Here is a 16,300-nt window from a genome sequence, read left to right as displayed (position 1 = left end):
CTTATCAAAACCCAATATTTTCATAGCTTTGTTGGGTTGCGCTTTGCTTCACCCAAGCGTATTGCAATAGGCTAAAGATTATCCAACATTACTAAATTTATTTATACCGCGAATTACCAGCCAAGCTCCTCCAGAGGAGATTAACAACAACGGTGTTAACCAATCACCCCAACGCACATATAAAGTCTGTGTCTGTCGCCGATAAATTGTTTCACCATGAGTTTCGTAAGTATTATATCCAGACATCCACAAGGTTCTCCCATGAGGATCTACAAAGGCTGAATATCCAGTATTAGTTGCCCGTGCTGACCAGCGATCGCTTTCAATAGCCCGCATGATATCCTGTGCATGATGCTGAAATGGCATGGATGCAGTGTAATGGGCATCGTTAGAAGAACTGAGAATAAATTGCCCACCCGCCGCCGCTTGACGGCGAAATTGTTCAGGAAAAGCAGATTCATAACATATACTAGCGATCGCGCGACCAAAAGGAGTGTCAAATAGCTGATTTGCTGAACCAGCAACTTGGTGTGCATCCAAAGGCGACAAGCGTTGAACTATCCCGCCTAAAATTCCTTCAAAGGGAATATATTCTCCCAAAGGTACTAGTTTGGACTTATCGTAGCGGCTGACAATTTCACCTTTAGCATTGAAAGTAAACAAGCTAATTGTATAACTGTCTCCTCGTTCGCCAAAAGCCCCAATCCAAGCAACTACGCCTTTGTCCTTCACTGCTGCGACTAAGGCAGTTTGCATCAAGTTGCGCTGGAAAATAGGTAAGGCTCCTTCTGGGGTGAGAACTGCATCTACACCTTGGTCTGCTAAAGTTAAATACCCATTAGTGTAATTTTCTTGGGCGCGACGAAACCCTTCGGAACTTCGTAAAAGTCGGTTCGGGATATTACCCTGAACAATCCCTACTTTTAACGCTGTTTCTGGAGGTTGGGCAATGGGACGACTGTATAAGAAAAAACCGATAAGGTGTAAGGTAATTAATAATCCTGTGGCGGCAACTAAGTATTTATTAACGAACCGCAGAGGCGCAGAGAACACGGAGGAAATTTTCTCTGTGCCCTCTGTGCCTCTGCGGTTCGTCCATCCTTCGGCAATTAACCCATTAACAGCAACAATCGCCGCTGTCACAGTATTAGGCCCAGAGAGTTGACCCAAATGTACAATTACGAGATTGTGCGGACTTTGAGTGTAAGCAAGTGAACTCCACCATAGAGGGCCAGCACTCCAAAGGCTCTCTAAGGCGCACCAGACGGCTGTACCAATCAGGACACGTAGCCACGGTTTTTGCCCGCCCAGGCGAACCATTACAGCCGCCCAAATAGTAAGGAATACCCCACCCAAGACACTGATAAATCCCCAACAAAAAAGCGTGATTGCCAAGCTTGGCAACCAAGGAACGCCCAACCATGTCATCGGATGAATTCCGGTAATCCAGAATAGGGCGACACCGTGAAAACCAATACCCCAGAGGAAAGCCGGGGGGAATTGGTTTTTACCTTTGGCTGAAGTTACAACTAGCACCCATAAGGGAACTATGGCAATCCAAGCCAGGAACCATGCACCTACTGGGGCTACAGTTAGCCCCATTAAAATGCCGCTAGCTAAGGTGATTAAATAAGGGAGTAAGGTGGTTAACCTCTCTCCCTGCTTTTTATTCTGCTTCTTCTGCATCGGCAGCATCAGGTGGAACTATTGCTACTCCGGTAATAGCGTCATCTTCATCTAAACGCTGCACTCTGACTCCAGTTGCCGATCGCGATTGGATAGAAATCGCATTTACCGCTTGACGGATGATAATACCGCGATTTGTCACCATCATGATTTCATCATCATCATTGTTGACAATGCGTAGGGTTGCTAGCTTGTCTTTGGTTTTGCGGTTTTTGAACTTGGTTGCCATTAAACCCTGACCAGCACGATTTTGTAGTCGGAACTGGGCAACGGGTACGCGCTTACCATATCCTCCCATTGTAATTACCAACACCCAAGGGCCAACAATGCCACTGCTAGGCACTTCTGCGGATTCTTCAGTCGTTTCGGTAATTTCGATATCTTCTGTTTCGATTGTTTCGATTGTTTCGATTGCTTCAATATCTTCTGTTTCGGCTATTTCGGCTTCTGTAACATCCAAAGTTTCAAGAATTGCTGCGGGTAGAATATCCATACCCACGAGTTCATCTTTATTTTTGAGTTTCATGGCTTTTACCCCACGAGTCGCCCTACTTAAAGGACGCAGTTGTTCGTGGTTGCACCGGAAGTTAATCGCCATCCCGTTACGAGAACCAATGATTACACTGTCCTCGACTCTGGCACGTCGCACCCAGCGCAGTTGGTCGCCTTCTTCTAAGGAAATGGCAATCAAGCCATTGGCGCGAATATGACTAAAGGCTGCCAATTCGGTTTTCTTGATATTGCCGCCCTTAGTGAGCATGACCAGATATTCTTCGCTGCTAAACTCGTCAACGGGTACAATCGAGGTGATTTTTTCCTCTTTGGGAATCGGTAACATCTGGACGATTGGTGTCCCGCGACTGGTACGCGAACTCGCTGGAATTTGATAAGCTCTCAGGCAATAAACAACACCACGCTCACTAAAGAATAAAATACTGTCGTGATCGCAGCAAGTCAAAAAATGCTCAATGGTATCATCATCTTTCACCTTGGCTGCGGCTTTACCTCTGGTAGCACGGCTTTGCGCTTCAAAGGTGTTGACTGGCATCCGTTTGATGTAGCCTTGCTCTGTCACCAGAATTATCGCTTTTTCATTGGCAATGAGGTCGCGATCGTCTAATTCCCCTTCTCCTGGTAAAATTACTGTGCGGCGGGGTGTGGCAAAGTTAGTTTTCAGTTGTCCAACTTCGGTTTCGATAATTTCTAGCACTCTCTCCCGGCGTGCCAAAATATCCTGCAAGTCGGTAATCTTCGCTTGTAATTCGTCGTGTTCCAAACGAATTTTGTCTGCTTCTAAGGCAGTCAAGCGCCGCAATTGCATTTGCAAAATCGCATCTGCTTGCACTTCTGAAAGTCCGTAAGTTGTGATTAACTCACCTTTAGCTGTGGGCGCATCGGGCGCATGGCGAATCAAGACAATAATTGGATCTAATTGGGATAGGGCAATTAATAACCCTTGGAGGAGATGATCGCGTTCTTCGGCTTTCCGCAGTTCGTAACGGGTGCGTCTGGCAATGGATTCGATGCGGAAATCCAAGAAGACGGTTAAGAACTGCTTGAGGGTGAGTACTTGGGGTTCGCTATTCACCAACGCCAGCATATTTGCGCCGAAGTTGGCTTGCAGTGGTGTTTGCTTGTAGAGGTTGTTTAGAACGACGCGAGGATAAGCATCACGTTTGAGTTCGATCACAACTCGCATCCCGTCGCGATCGCTTTCATCCCGGATATCTGCAATCCCTTCTAGACGCTTCTCGTTCACCATTTCGGCGATTTTTTCAATCAGCGCCGCTTTGTTGGTTTGATAGGGCAATTCGGTGATGATAATTGCTTCTCTATCTGGGCGTCCCCGTTGTTCAACGGTTTCAATGTTAGCGACACCACGCATGGTTATGGAACCACGCCCGGTTGTGTAAGCTTCTCGAATGGCAGATGTTCCTAAAATCTGCGCCCCAGTTGGAAAATCTGGGCCGTGGACATACTGCATTAATTCGAGATCGGTGATTTCTGGATTGTGGATCACTGCCACCAAAGCATCGATCAATTCGCCCAAATTGTGGGGGGGAATGTTGGTGGCCATACCCACGGCAATCCCAGAGGAACCGTTGAGCAATAACTGGGGAATCCGTGCTGGTAAGACTGTGGGTTCTTGCTGGGAACCGTCGAAGTTATCGGCAAAGTCTACGGTTTCTAATTCGATGTCGTGGAGTAGACCAGCGCTAGTTAAAGCTTGCAACCGACATTCGGTGTACCTCATGGCGGCTGGCGGATCGTTGTCTACCGAACCAAAGTTACCATGCCCGTTAACTAGGGGCGATCGCATGGAAAAATCCTGTGCCATCCGCACCAAGGCATCATACACAGCCGTGTCACCGTGGGGGTGATATTTACCCAATACTTCCCCCACCACACGGGCGCATTTCTTAAAGGGGCGATCGTGGAGCAGACCTAGCTCGTGCATTGCGTAGAGAATGCGGCGATGCACAGGTTTGAGTCCATCCCTGGCATCTGGCAACGCCCGACCCACTATCACGCTCATGGCGTATTCCAGATAAGACTGCGACATTTCGGTTCGCAAGTCTATCGGGATAATCCTCTCCTGTGAGGTTGTCATAACCTAAAAATCTCCAAAAATCGTAGATTTTAGCTTTTTTACTCAACAAAGCGCAAAATTATTCTAAATTGCTCTTGAATAATTGCTATAATTTGATACAATCTTAGCATATATTGCTTTTTTATGCCTGGGCAGCTAACTCAGCCGCTTGTTTGATCCGTAGCTTCTCTCTGGGATTTGAGTTGAGATGCAATCAGAGGAACTTTAGGGGCAAGAAAAAATCCGATCAAACTGGCAAAAAGGATTGGCGTAAAGGGACTCAAATTAGTCAGTTTTGACAGCAGCAAAGTCGTACTTATCGGTGTGCGGGTTACGGCTGCGTTGACAGCAGCCATTGTACAAATCATCGCAAGGGCTGGATCTAGTCCCGGGATTATGACTGCTACTGCTTTACCAATGCAAGCACCAGTGAAAAATAGGGGAATGATGAATCCACCGCGCCACCCACCTGTTACCGTAATGCTAATGGCAGCCATTTTCCCAAGAGCTAGAGTTAAGAGAAAAACAGCACTAAAGTTAGCAGTCAGGACTGAATCTAACTCTTCATGTCCAAAATAACGCGTCAGGGGTAATAAAATTGCTAAACTGCCAAGTCCCACTCCTGCTAGTGTTGTGCGTACATATATGGGAACAGGAGTTGGTGCGCCCAGACGTGAAACAGCTTGCCAAAAGGCATCGCAGCCGCGAAAAATGCCCATAAAAATCCATCCCGCCACAGCTCCGATAATTCCAAACGCGATCGCGATCGCAAAATCATCAATCCTTTCTAAGTGATACTGAGGAAAATGCCAAGTGGGGGCAATACCCAAATGTGTAATTGCTGCAAACACCAGATAGCTAGCGCAACTCGAAACAATGGCTGGCATTAAGGCTTCGTAATATTCCACAATATGCTCGTGGTGCAAAATCTCCAAAGCGAACATTGCACCGCCAAGAGGTGCGCCAAACAACGCAGTGAAGCCAGCCGCCATTGCTGCTAAACTCATGGTTCTGAGGTCTTCACCTTGGAGTTTTAAGCGATCGGCAATCCAAGTACCAAAAGAACCTGTTACCTGTACGAGTGGTGCTTCTGGACCAGCACTACCGCCTGCTGAGATGCTGACTAGAGAAGCAAGAATCATTGAAGGATTTTTGCGAACATCTAGGCGTCCGCCACGAAAATGAATATTATCAACAATCACAGCGATTTCACCGGGATTTCCCAAAAAATGAATCACCAGACCGATAACTAAACCGCTAAGTGGCATCACTATCAGCAAGCTAAAACCCTCAAATGGCTGGAGTCTGTGAGTTAAAAACTCTAGAATATTCCAGTACAAGGCTGCAAATAGACCACCAGCAGTCCCCACAACTACCCAGCGAATCGTCCACTGCGAAATCATTAGGGGATTACGCTTTACCAGTCCAAAAAGTTGAGCAAATGTCCAGCGTTGAGTTTGATTGTTGGAGGGAGGCTTGTTTGGTAACACTGCTTATTTCCTATTTGTGAAACCTAGAGTACTGAATATTTACGCTTTTTATGGTAAAGGCTATTTAGTTTAGTGAATCATTTTTGGTCTACAAAGAGCGATATTTTTGACGGCCCATAAAAAGGGGCGTACATCTGTACGCCCCTAAAATATTTATCTGCGTAGGCGTAGCCCAACCTAGGCATCGCACCCTCTTTAACGAGAGTAAGGATTATTGAAAGTTTCCCAAGCAGCAATAGCCGCCTTTTGCACGCGAAAGCTGAAGTCTACGACATCTTTCATCAATAAGTGCCAGTTTCTCTCGGCTTCATCCTGAATTACCGCCCAAGAGTTTTCTAAGCGATCGCGTTGCATCAGTTTCCTTCCTTCAATTAATTCCCGTGCTTGGCGCACAACTTTCAAATAGGTTTCACGGGTGAGAGTACCTGCTGAATCAGCCTCAGCTTGAGCGCGTCTTTTTAACGCCTCAATTAACGCTTTGGTTTCGCGCTTCACCTCATCAGTTTCACCAGCCATTTCGGTGTCCACTAATTTGTCGGTTTCAGAATTTATTTTTACAATTACTATGGATTCAGTAGATTCGATATTGTTAGAATTCATACTTAAAACATCCTTAATTGCAAAGTTTCCTCTCCAATAAAAATTGCACCCCGTTCTAATAGTCATTAGTCATTATTTATTTCACAAAGGACAAATTACAAATGACTAATGACAAATTAATAAGTTTTTATTGGCAGTTTTTGCTCTAATTTCAGCAATGCTGCAACTCGCATTTCTGTAGCAGGGTGACTGGAGAATAAGTTACCCAGAAACTGTCCAGAAATGGAATTGATAATTAATAACGGCTCATAAGCTGGATTAGCATTTAAAGGCATTTGCTTTGCTGAAGCTTCTAAGCGTTGCAATGCTCTAGCTAAGGCGCGGGGATTACCAGTTAATCTCGCAGAACCTGCATCAGCAGAAAATTCTCGTGTGCGCGAAATTGCTAGCTGAATGATTGTTGCAGCCACCGGCGCAAGCATGACTGTTAATAAAACTCCTATTGGATTTCCACCTCTATTGTCATCTCGCGAACCACCACCAAACCATAGGCTGTAACTAACCATTTGGGCTAGGAATGAGATCGCACCAGCCACAGTCGCAGCAACGGCTTGTGTCAAGGTGTCACGATTAATAATATGGGTTAGCTCGTGGGCGATAACACCTTCGAGTTCATCGTCTGGCAATATATTTAGAATACCTTCAGTGACAGCCACAGCAGCGTGTTCTGGATCGCGACCTGTAGCGAAAGCGTTAGCACCTTGGCTGGGAACAATGTAAACTTTAGGCATAGGAATGTTAGCGCGATCGCTCAATCTCTGCACCATCCGATAAAGTCCTGGTGCTTCCCTTTCACTCACAGGTTGCGCCTGGTATACTGCTAAGGCAATTTTATCTGATTGATACCAGGAAAACAGGTTTGTAACTGCTGCCAAGCCAATCCCGATAATCAAGCCGCTAGAACCACCAATTACCCAGTAACTAATTGCAATCAAAAGACCACTTAGCGCAGCAAGCATTGCAGCCGTTTTCAATTGATTTGTCATATTTTGCTCTCCTGCTAATGCTGTGTAAATGTTTGAGAAAACAGCATTACTTCAGCTACATTTTGATTTTATCTAGCTCAATTTAGATATATGGTACAGAAAACCTATCAGATAAGTACGGTTTTCCTACTTAAGTTTTAGTCATAGAATTAATGTCTATAGATACTAAAAACGCATCCATCTATAGGAATAAATTGTTTATTTAGATAGAAATTACAAGGGCGATACTGAGGTTTACCTATGCCTACGCCATTAGTTAATATCCAGTTACTTATACAGATTCTGAGTCTATTCCTTGTGCTTGATATATTTGTTGGGAAAATAGCTGAAAATCTAATTCGCACGCCTTCAAAGCTTCAGTAGCTTGTGAGTATTTTGGGGTATCAAACAAATCGCGATCGCGAATTTTTGGCAACCAAGAACGTAGTTTCGTTAGTTCCGCCTCATTCTCTTCCAGTTCTGCAAAAGTGAGGTTACTTATTTTCCGTTCCTCGCTCAATTCGCTATGGAAATCTCGACATTGCCCCAAAAACTCTTGATATTCTTGGTCTGCCTGCTGTTGAAAACGTTCTACCAACATAGCATTTTGCTTAGGTTCGTCAATCCAAATAGTTAACAAATCTGCTTCACCGCCACCTGCTATAATGTCCGCTTTTAATTCTTCCAAATGGCTCTGCAAGTCTTTTCGCTGCGGTAGCAAGCACACCGACTGCTGTAAGTAAAGTGCGCCCAATCCCTTAAGTTTACGCCAAACATACACCCGTTGCGTTGAAGGTTGTGCAGGTACTTTGTACACCAATAGATTCCAAGATTTTCTATCCATAGAGTTATTGTAACAAGTGTTGCATTCGATTTAATTTATTGTTAGATTGATTAATGAAACATCTGTTGCATTTAAAAAATTATGAATGTGAACTATCAAGTTGGCAGCATTGACTGGAGTCCCATTATCCAAAGGATGGAACCTCTGGGGAATTGTCACTTACCCACATATCCAGGGGATTTAAAAACTGTTTTACTGAACCATGCTAGTTTGGCTCAACATTCTCAAGGCGAGAAAGCCTATCAGATGGCGAGAGAAATTGCCCGATTGACTACCTTCAGTGATGCAGAAATTACTTATTGGTTCTCAAGAATTATAGAACTGATGTAGTATTTTCAAAAATCTTTGCAGCCAATAAATCTGCTGTAGAAGTGTACATATCTATCACTATCAATATAGATGTAGCAGAAACAGGCAATATGCAGGTACAAGATAAATTCGTCCAGAAAATTTCTCGGACTGTTTGGGTTTTGGGGTTTGTCAGTCTGCTGACAGATATTAGTTCCGAGATGATTAATTCTGTATTGCCTTTATTTCTAGTGTCAGTATTAGGGGCAAATATCTGGACTGTCGGCATCATTGAAGGTATTGCAGAAGCAACAGCTTCAATTTTAAAAGTCTTTTCGGGAGTATTGAGTGATTACTTGGGACATCGTAAAGGATTAGCGGTGTTTGGGTACGGATTATCAACCTTTGTAAAACCTCTATTTGCTGTAGCTACCAGTCCAACTGGGGTGTTAATAGCTCGATTTGGCGATCGCATTGGCAAAGGTATTCGGGTAGCGCCCCGCGATGCCTTAGTTGCCGATTCAACTAACGCAGAGGTACGCGGTGCAGCTTATGGATTGCGTCAATCCCTCGATACTATCGGAGCATTTTTGGGGCCTTTGGCAGCATTTGCCCTGATGACTGCTTCCGAAAACAACTTCCGCCTCATTTTTTGGCTAGCACTCATCCCTGGATTTTTCGCAGTGGCTTTATTAACAGTGGGAGTGCGCGAACCAACAAGTGAAACTCAAGAAAACCGAAGCAATCCTCTGCAATGGGAAGCTTTACGCAGTTTAGGTCAAGGATACTGGGTACTTGTAGCAGTGGCGCTGCTATTCAATTTAGGCAACTCCAGCAATGCTTTTTTATTGCTGCGAGCTGAACAAACAGGTATTTCAGCTTCACTTATACCGTTGACATTAATGGTGATGAACATTGCCTACTCATTCAGCGCCTACCCAATAGGAATACTTTCCGATCGCGTGGGCAAATTTGGGCTACTAGTAGGCGGATTTCTCCTATACGCCCTAGTGTATCTGGGTTTCGCTTTTGTGCAGACACCTTGGCAAACCTGGGGATTGTTTGGCCTTTATGGTTTGCATTTGGGTATGAGTAAAGGATTGCTGTTGGCGCTAGTAGCAAATAGCATACCTGCAAATTTGCGCGGCACTGCTTTTGGATTCTTCAACTTGGCTGTGGGATTAGCGCTTTTACCCGCCAGTTTGCTAGCTGGTGGATTGTGGCAAACACTGGGAGCAGAGGCAACATTTATAACTGGAAGCTTGTTTGCGATCGCTGCTGTCTTATTGCTGGTAATTAATAGAAAAAAATATTTACAAATATAACTAGGACTTACGTAAAATATCTTTCAAACTCTCATTTCTCTGTGTCCTCTGCGCCTCTGCGGTTAGTTATTCTAATAAAATTTTAATTCTCAACAAGCGGCTTCACCCTGGCTGTAACTCTTAATTTACTGAGCCTTCGCACCAGTAACATAGCTTGTTGTTTATATAATGCTCTTGGTAACTGTGCAGGCAAATTATGCATCAACTCTCTAGCTGTGCCAATGTTACATCCCGATATTATACTTATTTCATTTGCACCATCAAAAATCGCATCTTGAGCTAAAACTTTCTCAACCTGCACTTGCCAATTTCGAGGAAACATTTCACCTCGCTCAATCCGCTGGAGGCTATTGCTATTTGCTAGAACAACCAGGCGATCGCCAACAGCAAGTTGTGTATGATCAGAAGGCATTAACTTAACAGGCGATCGCTTGAGGTTTTGGTATAGAATTGGTACAACTCCATAACCATAAGCAACCTCAGCTAATAGTAATCCATTTAGTGTATCTCCAGCTTCAATCATGTACTCTACTACCAAAATAGTTTGAGTATCGAAGTTAAACAAGCTGAGAATATTTTCTCCAAAAGCCGCAGCAGCAAATACTTCTGCTGAAATTGCAGAGGTGCAAATAACTTGGGCATAAGGAAACAATCGTGCGACGTTATCACGAAAGTATTGGTCGTAAGTCCGAATAATCACACGAGTTGTCGGACTCTTAGCGTATGCCATCAAAGCTATTTCCAGATTCTCCATATCATCGTCTGTAACGACAATGACACTTTTACTATTAGCGAGATTCACTTTGCCTAGAGCATCGGCAATATTATCAATAATCAGTGGTATTTTGTTGAGAAAATCGGCATTGAGTGCTGTGCTGCTAATACCTACCAAAGGTTGCTTAAACTCTTGTAATAAAGTCGCGACTCGCTGACCAACTCGATTTAATCCAATCAGAACAACATGGTCTTTTTGGGGGATTGATGGCTGGTAACTATTGAAAAACTTAAATCTTGAACTTAACAAAGCATCAGTTAGCAACGCATATAAAACCCCAACAAAAGCTATACCTGTTAAAGTTAGTGCGAGGCTAAACAATCGCAACCACCCTGGCATATTTTGCGCTGGCTCTGGTGGCGTTTTAAAATTTACACCGCCAAATATATCTCCGTATCCTCCTAAAAGCAAGACAACAGTAGCATAAAAGGCTTCTATTATGTTACTTCCAGGATAATTTAAGATATAGATAATTGTTCCAAAACACCAAAGAAAAAGTACTGTAACTCCACAGATAATTGCCACCCGTAAACTTTGATAACGATAGAATGTTCGCGAGAGATTTGCTATTTTCTGTTTGAAATAATTCCAAGCTCTCCGTGATCCAATCTCTTGCCATAACTGCTGCCAGCTATATTTACGCACAGGAGAAAGTTTCTTCAAACTTTTAAGCTGCTCTGTAACTTCTATATAAATAATCGTATCACCTGGGTGCAATATCGCTTCTGATTCCCACTGATGAAATTCTTTAGGCAAAGGAGATGAATCATTAGCGTGATTCAATACCCGACGATATAAGGTATTCAGTTCATGTATACGCCATTTATTACCCCAGTTATCACTCATTTTAACCTGACGCTTTACTACCCGAAATTGGCGTTCCTCCAGTTGGAAATATCCGAGATTATCATCTCCAAGTGCTGCAACAGCAAAGCCAGAAGCAGAAATTTGATTTGGCTCAAAGGCAATAAAGTTACCAAGGGTTTGACTTAAAAGTTCATTGAGATTTTGTTTGTCAGAACGTACAACCAAGCGAACTTGAGGATTTAAAAGCCTCGCAGCAAAAGCAGCTTCTATATTTACCCGTTCATCACCAGTGACTAAAAGTACAGTTCGGCACTGAGAAATATTTGCCTGTTCTAAAACACTGGATTGACGGCAATCTCCGATTATTAATAACTGTTCTAATAAACTTGATAAATTTGATACCTGCAAATTTTTTGGTTGTTCTTGATCAATAGCATTGACAATAGCACCATACTCTTTCAGGACTGCAACACAATGCTGACCCAAACTTCCTAGCCCACAAACTAAAAACCGATCTAGTTTTGTTTGAGAATCTTTAACAGGCTGATAATTACTTTCTGATGATGGCAGCATATAATACCGCCAATGATACATATTATTTATCTATATCGTAGAATACCAAAGATATTGACCTACAGCAAAAATGGTACTATTAATTAGATAATTAACGGCGATGGAGCTCGCCAAAACCGCCTTTCCAGCGTGATAAACTCTCTTCTGGAAGGCTGATGGCTCCTACTTTCCTTGCTGACTGCGGGAGAGTAGGGCTTGGCTAAATACATTACCTGACTCTCCTGTAGAAAGTATTTGTCTACAAATCGCACTTCAAGGAGTCATGGTATGAAACACTTTCGTCAGTTTGAACCATTTATTGCCTTACCTCATCTAATCAAGTGGTTGCCTATTTCTTTTGTAGTTGGCATTCTTGCTGGAACTGCTTCGGCGGCTCTTTTAGCATCATTGGAATGGGCAACTGATTGGCGGGAATCACATCGCTGGATTATCGCCTTGCTTCCCCTTGGCGGCTTCTTGAGTGGTTGGATTTATCATCAATTCGGGCGGACTGTAGAAGCTGGAAATAACCTTTTACTGGAAGAAATTCATAATCCTAAAAATATTATTCCCTTTCGTATGGCTCCTCTTGTTTTACTAGGAACAGACCTTACCCATTTTTTTGGGGGTTCAGCCGGTCGTGAAGGTACAGCATTACAAATGGGTGCTTCTTTAGCAGACCAGTTAACTAAAATATTACATTTTAAAGGGGCTAATCGGCGAATTCTGTTAACAGCAGGTATTAGTGGAGGATTCGCTTCAGTTTTCGGCACTCCCTTAGCTGGAACCGTATTTGGTCTGGAAGTTTTAGCAATTGGTAAAATTCATTATGATGCTCTTTTTCCTTCTTTAATTGCTGCGATCGTTGGAAATCAAGTCACCTTACTATTAGGTTTACATCATACAGTATACCGACACGCTCCCTCTATACCGACGCTCACAATTTGGGGATTAATTTCTGCCATTATCGCAGGTGCAATTTTCGGAATTGTAGCAAGATTTTTTGCGAAAGTAACTCACCAAATTAGTCACTTATTTAAAGCAAAAATATCTTATCCTCCAATGCGTCCTTTTATCGGCGGTGCAATGATAGCAGTAATTGTTGGGTTGAGTGGTACAACTAAATACATTGGGCTTGGTATCCCTACTATTGTTGATTCTTTTTTCACTCAGCTACCTCCTTGGGATTTTGCAGCAAAATTAGGTCTGACTGCTTTAACTTTGGGAGCAGGTTTTAAAGGAGGTGAAGTAACACCTCTATTTTTTATTGGTGCAACTTTAGGTAATGCTTTATCGCTGCTTTTAGCATTACCTGCACCACTCTTAGCAGGAATGGGATTTGTGGGTGTGTTTGCGGGTGCAGCAAATACACCTTTGGCATCCACCTTAATGGGAATTGAATTATTTGGTTTGGAATCAGGGGTATTTATTGCTATTGGCTGTATAGTGAGCTATTTATTTTCAGGTCATTCAGGAATTTATTCTGCACAGCGTATTGGGTTGAGTAAATACTCTGCTGTATATTTAGAAGAAGGGGTGACTTTGGCTAATTATGGACAAGCGAAAATTGATTTACCTGATGATAGAGGAGAAGGAGGAAGTAATGCTCAGGAATAATTTATTGATGCATGAATGGATAATTGGGAAAGTGTATAGTTTACCGTTGTAGGCATCGCATAGTCAGAGTAGTCATATTTTATGTGCGATAACCGCTATGCTTAACTTATATATTTGCGATCGTTTCACAAATATGCTGTTTAGGATAAAAAGTTACTATGCTCATAGAGTTTAGTATTGGCAATTACCGATCCTTTAAGGATAAAGTAACCTTTAGTATGGTGGCTGCAAATATTGTTGCCAAAGAAAAGGAACTTGATGAAAACAACGTTTTTGCGATAGATGATGATCTAAAATTACTCAAAAGTGCTGCAATTTATGGTGCTAATGCCAGTGGCAAAAGTAATCTTGCGAAAGCTTTGAGCTTTATGAAATGGTTTATGATTAATTCCTCTAAGGAAACTCAAAGTACAGAAAAAATAGGAGTTGAGCCATTTGAGCTAAGTACAGAAACTGAAGCACAACCATCTTTTTTTGAAATTGTGTTTCTATTAGATGCTACAAAGTATAGATATGGATTTGAAGCTAATCAAAAAAGAGTTATTTCTGAGTGGTTATCTGATGTTCCTAACACAAATCTAACTCGTCTTTTTGAGCGAATTACTGATGGAAATTCACATAAGCTAAAATATCTATCTAAAAGGTTCAAAGCTGATCGTATTTACCCAAAAACTAGGAGCAATGCACTTTTTTTATCAGTAGCTGCTCAATTTAACGTTGAAATAGCTGAGAGAATACTAGATTGGCTCACAAAAAAAGTAAATATAGTTTCAGGTTTAGATGATCAAGAGCATTTGAGTTATACAGTAAGCTCTTTAGCAAAAAATAATGACAATAAATCAGAAATAATTCAATTAATTAAAAAATTAGATTTAGGTATTAAACAAATAAGAATAAAGGAAGCAGAAAATATTCCTATAGAACAAAGCTCTTATCATTTAAAAACCGACAATTCAATTAGAACGGGGCACGAAAAGTTTGTTAGCAAAGGTAATACTTCTATTAAATTTTTTGATTTAGATAATCAAGAATCGGAAGGAACTAAAAAAATAATTTCTATTGTTGGACTTTTAGTAGATACTCTTAAATATGGCAAAGTTTTGATATTTGATGAATTTGATGCGAGACTTCACCCATTAATAGGGAAAGCAATTGTTGAATTATTTAACTCCAAAAAAACAAACTCTAATAATGCACAACTAATATTTATGACTCATGACACTAATTTGCTTAGTAACAAACTCTTTCGTAGAGATCAGATTTGGTTTACTGAGAAAAACAAATATGGTGCTACAGATTTATATTCATTAGTTGAATATAAAATACCACATGATGCTTCTTTTGAAAGTGATTATATCAAGGGCAGATATGGTGCTATTCCATTTATTGGTGACTTAAGTCAACTTCTTGGTGAGCCTAATGCCTAGAAAGCGTGGCTATGCTGATAGAAAAGTTGAAACAAGAGAGCTTAGGCAAATATTTTTAATTATGTGTGAAGGTGAAAAAACTGAGCCAAATTACTTCATGAGCTTTCGCGTTTCCACGACTGTGAAAAAGATTGATGTTAGAGGATTTGGATACAATCCAAGTAAACTAGTACAAGAGGCTAAAGAATTAAAAGCTCAAGGAGATTACGATCAAATTTGGTGCGTATTTGATAGGGATGATTGGCCTAAGCAAGATTTTAACAACGCTATTGCCAACGCTGAAAGAGAAGGATTTAAAGTTGCTTATTCTAATGAAGCTTTTGAACTATGGTATGTATTGCATTTTGAATTTTTAAATACTGGACTTCCTCGCAAAGATTACATAGATAAGTTAGAGAAATTGCTTGGATACAAATATAAAAAAAATAGTGCAACTATCTATGAGGAAATAGAAAATCGCCAATCTACTGCCATCAAACACGCTAAAAGTCTTCTGAAGCAATATAATCATCCCAATCCAGTAAGTGATAATCCTTCAACAACAGTACATCTTTTAGTTGAGGAGCTAAATAAATTCATTCGATAATTCTTATCTTTTAGATTACATAAATTATTGTTTATACCATCCAGTGGCTACTTTATTATTTACAAAATCATCGCTTCCAATTCTTCCAAAGCTTGAAAACTTCCTACTTGCCAACTACGTTCCACAGCAGCAGGAATAATTTGAGTAATCGCTATATCTTCAAAATTAGGACTGGTGTTAGATTTTATATATTTCCCCTCTCTCAGCAAATAAATAGAAAGGTTTCCACTGTCGTAAACCCATAATTCTGGGACTCCAATAGCTTCATAAGCATCAAGAGTAGTTTTTGATGTAACATCAGTCTCAATCGCTAAATCTGGCGGCGGGTCATCAGCTTGCAAGCGGCGATGGCCAATCATTTGTTGATAATTCTGAATATAAAAGCAAGCATCAGGTTCAACTCCTGCTACACCTTGTCGTTTAAAGGTGGTGGAACCAAAAGGTTGATATCTGATATCTTTAGCTTTCAGCAATATTTTGACAATATCAGAAATTAAATCTTTGGGAATTTCATGTTCTGGTAAAGGAGCCATAATTTCTAAAGTACCCTGGCTGTAGGCAATTCGTGTAGTTCTTTTTTGTCCCAATTCTTCTAAAATAGATTCAAATTCTTCCCAGCTAACATCTGGAATAGTCACCGTGCTACCAGGTGCTAACTGCATCTGGCTAACAGCTTTGAAAACGGGGATAGCAGCAGTCATAACCAAAATATCAATAAGCTAAATCTCAATAATTATCTATCAGGTTG

At 41.6% G+C, this 16,300-nt stretch carries 13 protein-coding genes and 1 riboswitch; of the genes, 5 read left to right on the top strand and 8 right to left on the bottom strand.

What is annotated here, in order from left to right; translation table 11 throughout:
• Positions 1–78: 78 nt before the first annotated feature.
• From lnt to HWQ42_RS29800, 6 genes are all read right to left on the bottom strand, one after another.
• Positions 79–1,686, bottom strand: coding sequence for an apolipoprotein N-acyltransferase (gene lnt, locus HWQ42_RS29825; RefSeq protein WP_292818348.1), 1,608 nt, complete (start codon positions 1,684–1,686; stop codon positions 79–81).
• Complete coding sequence (gene gyrA, locus HWQ42_RS29820; protein ID WP_292818345.1) at positions 1,667–4,297, bottom strand: DNA topoisomerase (ATP-hydrolyzing) subunit A; 2,631 nt, start codon at positions 4,295–4,297, stop codon at positions 1,667–1,669. The genes lnt and gyrA overlap by 20 nt, the downstream gene beginning before the upstream one ends.
• 140 nt (positions 4,298–4,437) lie before the next feature.
• The gene (locus HWQ42_RS29815) at positions 4,438–5,766 is read right to left on the bottom strand and encodes a chloride channel protein (protein WP_292818342.1); all 1,329 of its coding nucleotides are present in this window, start codon (positions 5,764–5,766) and stop codon (positions 4,438–4,440) included.
• Between the two features lie 195 nt (positions 5,767–5,961).
• Entirely contained in the window at positions 5,962–6,366 is a 405-nt protein-coding gene (locus tag HWQ42_RS29810) for a hypothetical protein (RefSeq protein WP_292732023.1), read from the bottom strand.
• A 116-nt stretch (positions 6,367–6,482) separates the two neighbouring features.
• Positions 6,483–7,352: a zinc metalloprotease HtpX gene (locus HWQ42_RS29805; RefSeq protein WP_292818339.1), complete on the bottom strand. Its 870-nt coding sequence runs from the start codon at positions 7,350–7,352 to the stop codon at positions 6,483–6,485.
• Positions 7,353–7,623: 271 nt separating this feature from the next.
• Complete coding sequence (locus HWQ42_RS29800; RefSeq protein WP_292818336.1) at positions 7,624–8,175, bottom strand: Chromate resistance protein ChrB; 552 nt, start codon at positions 8,173–8,175, stop codon at positions 7,624–7,626.
• Between the two features lie 81 nt (positions 8,176–8,256).
• Between HWQ42_RS29800 and HWQ42_RS29795 the strand changes: the two genes are divergently transcribed.
• Together HWQ42_RS29795 and HWQ42_RS29790 are read left to right on the top strand one after the other, a co-directional pair.
• Entirely contained in the window at positions 8,257–8,505 is a 249-nt protein-coding gene (locus tag HWQ42_RS29795) for a hypothetical protein (RefSeq protein WP_292818333.1), read from the top strand.
• An 89-nt stretch (positions 8,506–8,594) separates the two neighbouring features.
• A complete protein-coding gene (locus HWQ42_RS29790; protein ID WP_292818390.1) occupies positions 8,595–9,788 on the top strand; it encodes an MFS transporter in 1,194 nt (397 codons plus the stop codon).
• A gap of 82 nt (positions 9,789–9,870) precedes the next feature.
• Here HWQ42_RS29790 and HWQ42_RS29785 read toward each other — a convergent pair whose 3' ends face one another.
• Complete coding sequence (locus HWQ42_RS29785; protein ID WP_292818330.1) at positions 9,871–11,943, bottom strand: TrkA family potassium uptake protein; 2,073 nt, start codon at positions 11,941–11,943, stop codon at positions 9,871–9,873.
• An 87-nt stretch (positions 11,944–12,030) separates the two neighbouring features.
• Positions 12,031–12,115, top strand: a riboswitch (Fluoride riboswitch).
• Between the two features lie 95 nt (positions 12,116–12,210).
• Here HWQ42_RS29785 and HWQ42_RS29780 point away from each other — a divergent pair.
• The 3 genes from HWQ42_RS29780 (at position 12,211) to HWQ42_RS29770 (ending at position 15,552) form a co-directional block, all read left to right on the top strand.
• Positions 12,211–13,539: a voltage-gated chloride channel family protein gene (locus tag HWQ42_RS29780; RefSeq protein ID WP_292818327.1), complete on the top strand. Its 1,329-nt coding sequence runs from the start codon at positions 12,211–12,213 to the stop codon at positions 13,537–13,539.
• Between the two features lie 218 nt (positions 13,540–13,757).
• The gene (locus tag HWQ42_RS29775) at positions 13,758–14,966 is read left to right on the top strand and encodes an ATP/GTP-binding protein (RefSeq protein WP_292818324.1); all 1,209 of its coding nucleotides are present in this window, start codon (positions 13,758–13,760) and stop codon (positions 14,964–14,966) included.
• Positions 14,959–15,552: an RloB family protein gene (locus HWQ42_RS29770; RefSeq protein WP_292818321.1), complete on the top strand. Its 594-nt coding sequence runs from the start codon at positions 14,959–14,961 to the stop codon at positions 15,550–15,552. Before HWQ42_RS29775 ends, HWQ42_RS29770 begins: the two co-directional genes overlap by 8 nt.
• A gap of 59 nt (positions 15,553–15,611) precedes the next feature.
• Here HWQ42_RS29770 and HWQ42_RS29765 read toward each other — a convergent pair whose 3' ends face one another.
• A complete protein-coding gene (locus HWQ42_RS29765; protein WP_292818318.1) occupies positions 15,612–16,253 on the bottom strand; it encodes a Uma2 family endonuclease in 642 nt (213 codons plus the stop codon).
• Positions 16,254–16,300 lie beyond the last annotated feature (47 nt).

Origin of the sequence: Nostoc sp. JL23 (assembly GCF_017115065.1) — a bacterium.
Classification (GTDB): Bacteria; Cyanobacteriota; Cyanobacteriia; order Cyanobacteriales; family Nostocaceae; genus Nostoc; species Nostoc punctiforme_A.
The sequence above is the reverse complement of the archived record's forward strand: the minus strand, read 5'-3'. Positions and strand labels throughout refer to the sequence as shown.

Excerpts from the sequence above, each read along its gene's own strand:
- lnt (WP_292818348.1), bottom strand. The coding sequence starts at position 1,686 with ATGCAGAAGAAGCAGAATAAAAAGCAGGGAGAGAGGTTAACCACCTTA.
- gyrA (WP_292818345.1), bottom strand. The coding sequence starts at position 4,297 with ATGACAACCTCACAGGAGAGGATTATCCCGATAGACTTGCGAACCGAA.
- HWQ42_RS29810 (WP_292732023.1), bottom strand. The coding sequence starts at position 6,366 with ATGAATTCTAACAATATCGAATCTACTGAATCCATAGTAATTGTAAAA.
- HWQ42_RS29805 (WP_292818339.1), bottom strand. The coding sequence starts at position 7,352 with ATGACAAATCAATTGAAAACGGCTGCAATGCTTGCTGCGCTAAGTGGT.
- HWQ42_RS29800 (WP_292818336.1), bottom strand. The coding sequence starts at position 8,175 with ATGGATAGAAAATCTTGGAATCTATTGGTGTACAAAGTACCTGCACAA.
- HWQ42_RS29795 (WP_292818333.1), top strand. The coding sequence starts at position 8,257 with ATGAATGTGAACTATCAAGTTGGCAGCATTGACTGGAGTCCCATTATC.
- HWQ42_RS29790 (WP_292818390.1), top strand. The coding sequence starts at position 8,595 with ATGCAGGTACAAGATAAATTCGTCCAGAAAATTTCTCGGACTGTTTGG.
- HWQ42_RS29785 (WP_292818330.1), bottom strand. The coding sequence starts at position 11,943 with ATGCTGCCATCATCAGAAAGTAATTATCAGCCTGTTAAAGATTCTCAA.
- HWQ42_RS29780 (WP_292818327.1), top strand. The coding sequence starts at position 12,211 with ATGAAACACTTTCGTCAGTTTGAACCATTTATTGCCTTACCTCATCTA.
- HWQ42_RS29775 (WP_292818324.1), top strand. The coding sequence starts at position 13,758 with ATGGTGGCTGCAAATATTGTTGCCAAAGAAAAGGAACTTGATGAAAAC.
- HWQ42_RS29770 (WP_292818321.1), top strand. The coding sequence starts at position 14,959 with ATGCCTAGAAAGCGTGGCTATGCTGATAGAAAAGTTGAAACAAGAGAG.
- HWQ42_RS29765 (WP_292818318.1), bottom strand. The coding sequence starts at position 16,253 with ATGACTGCTGCTATCCCCGTTTTCAAAGCTGTTAGCCAGATGCAGTTA.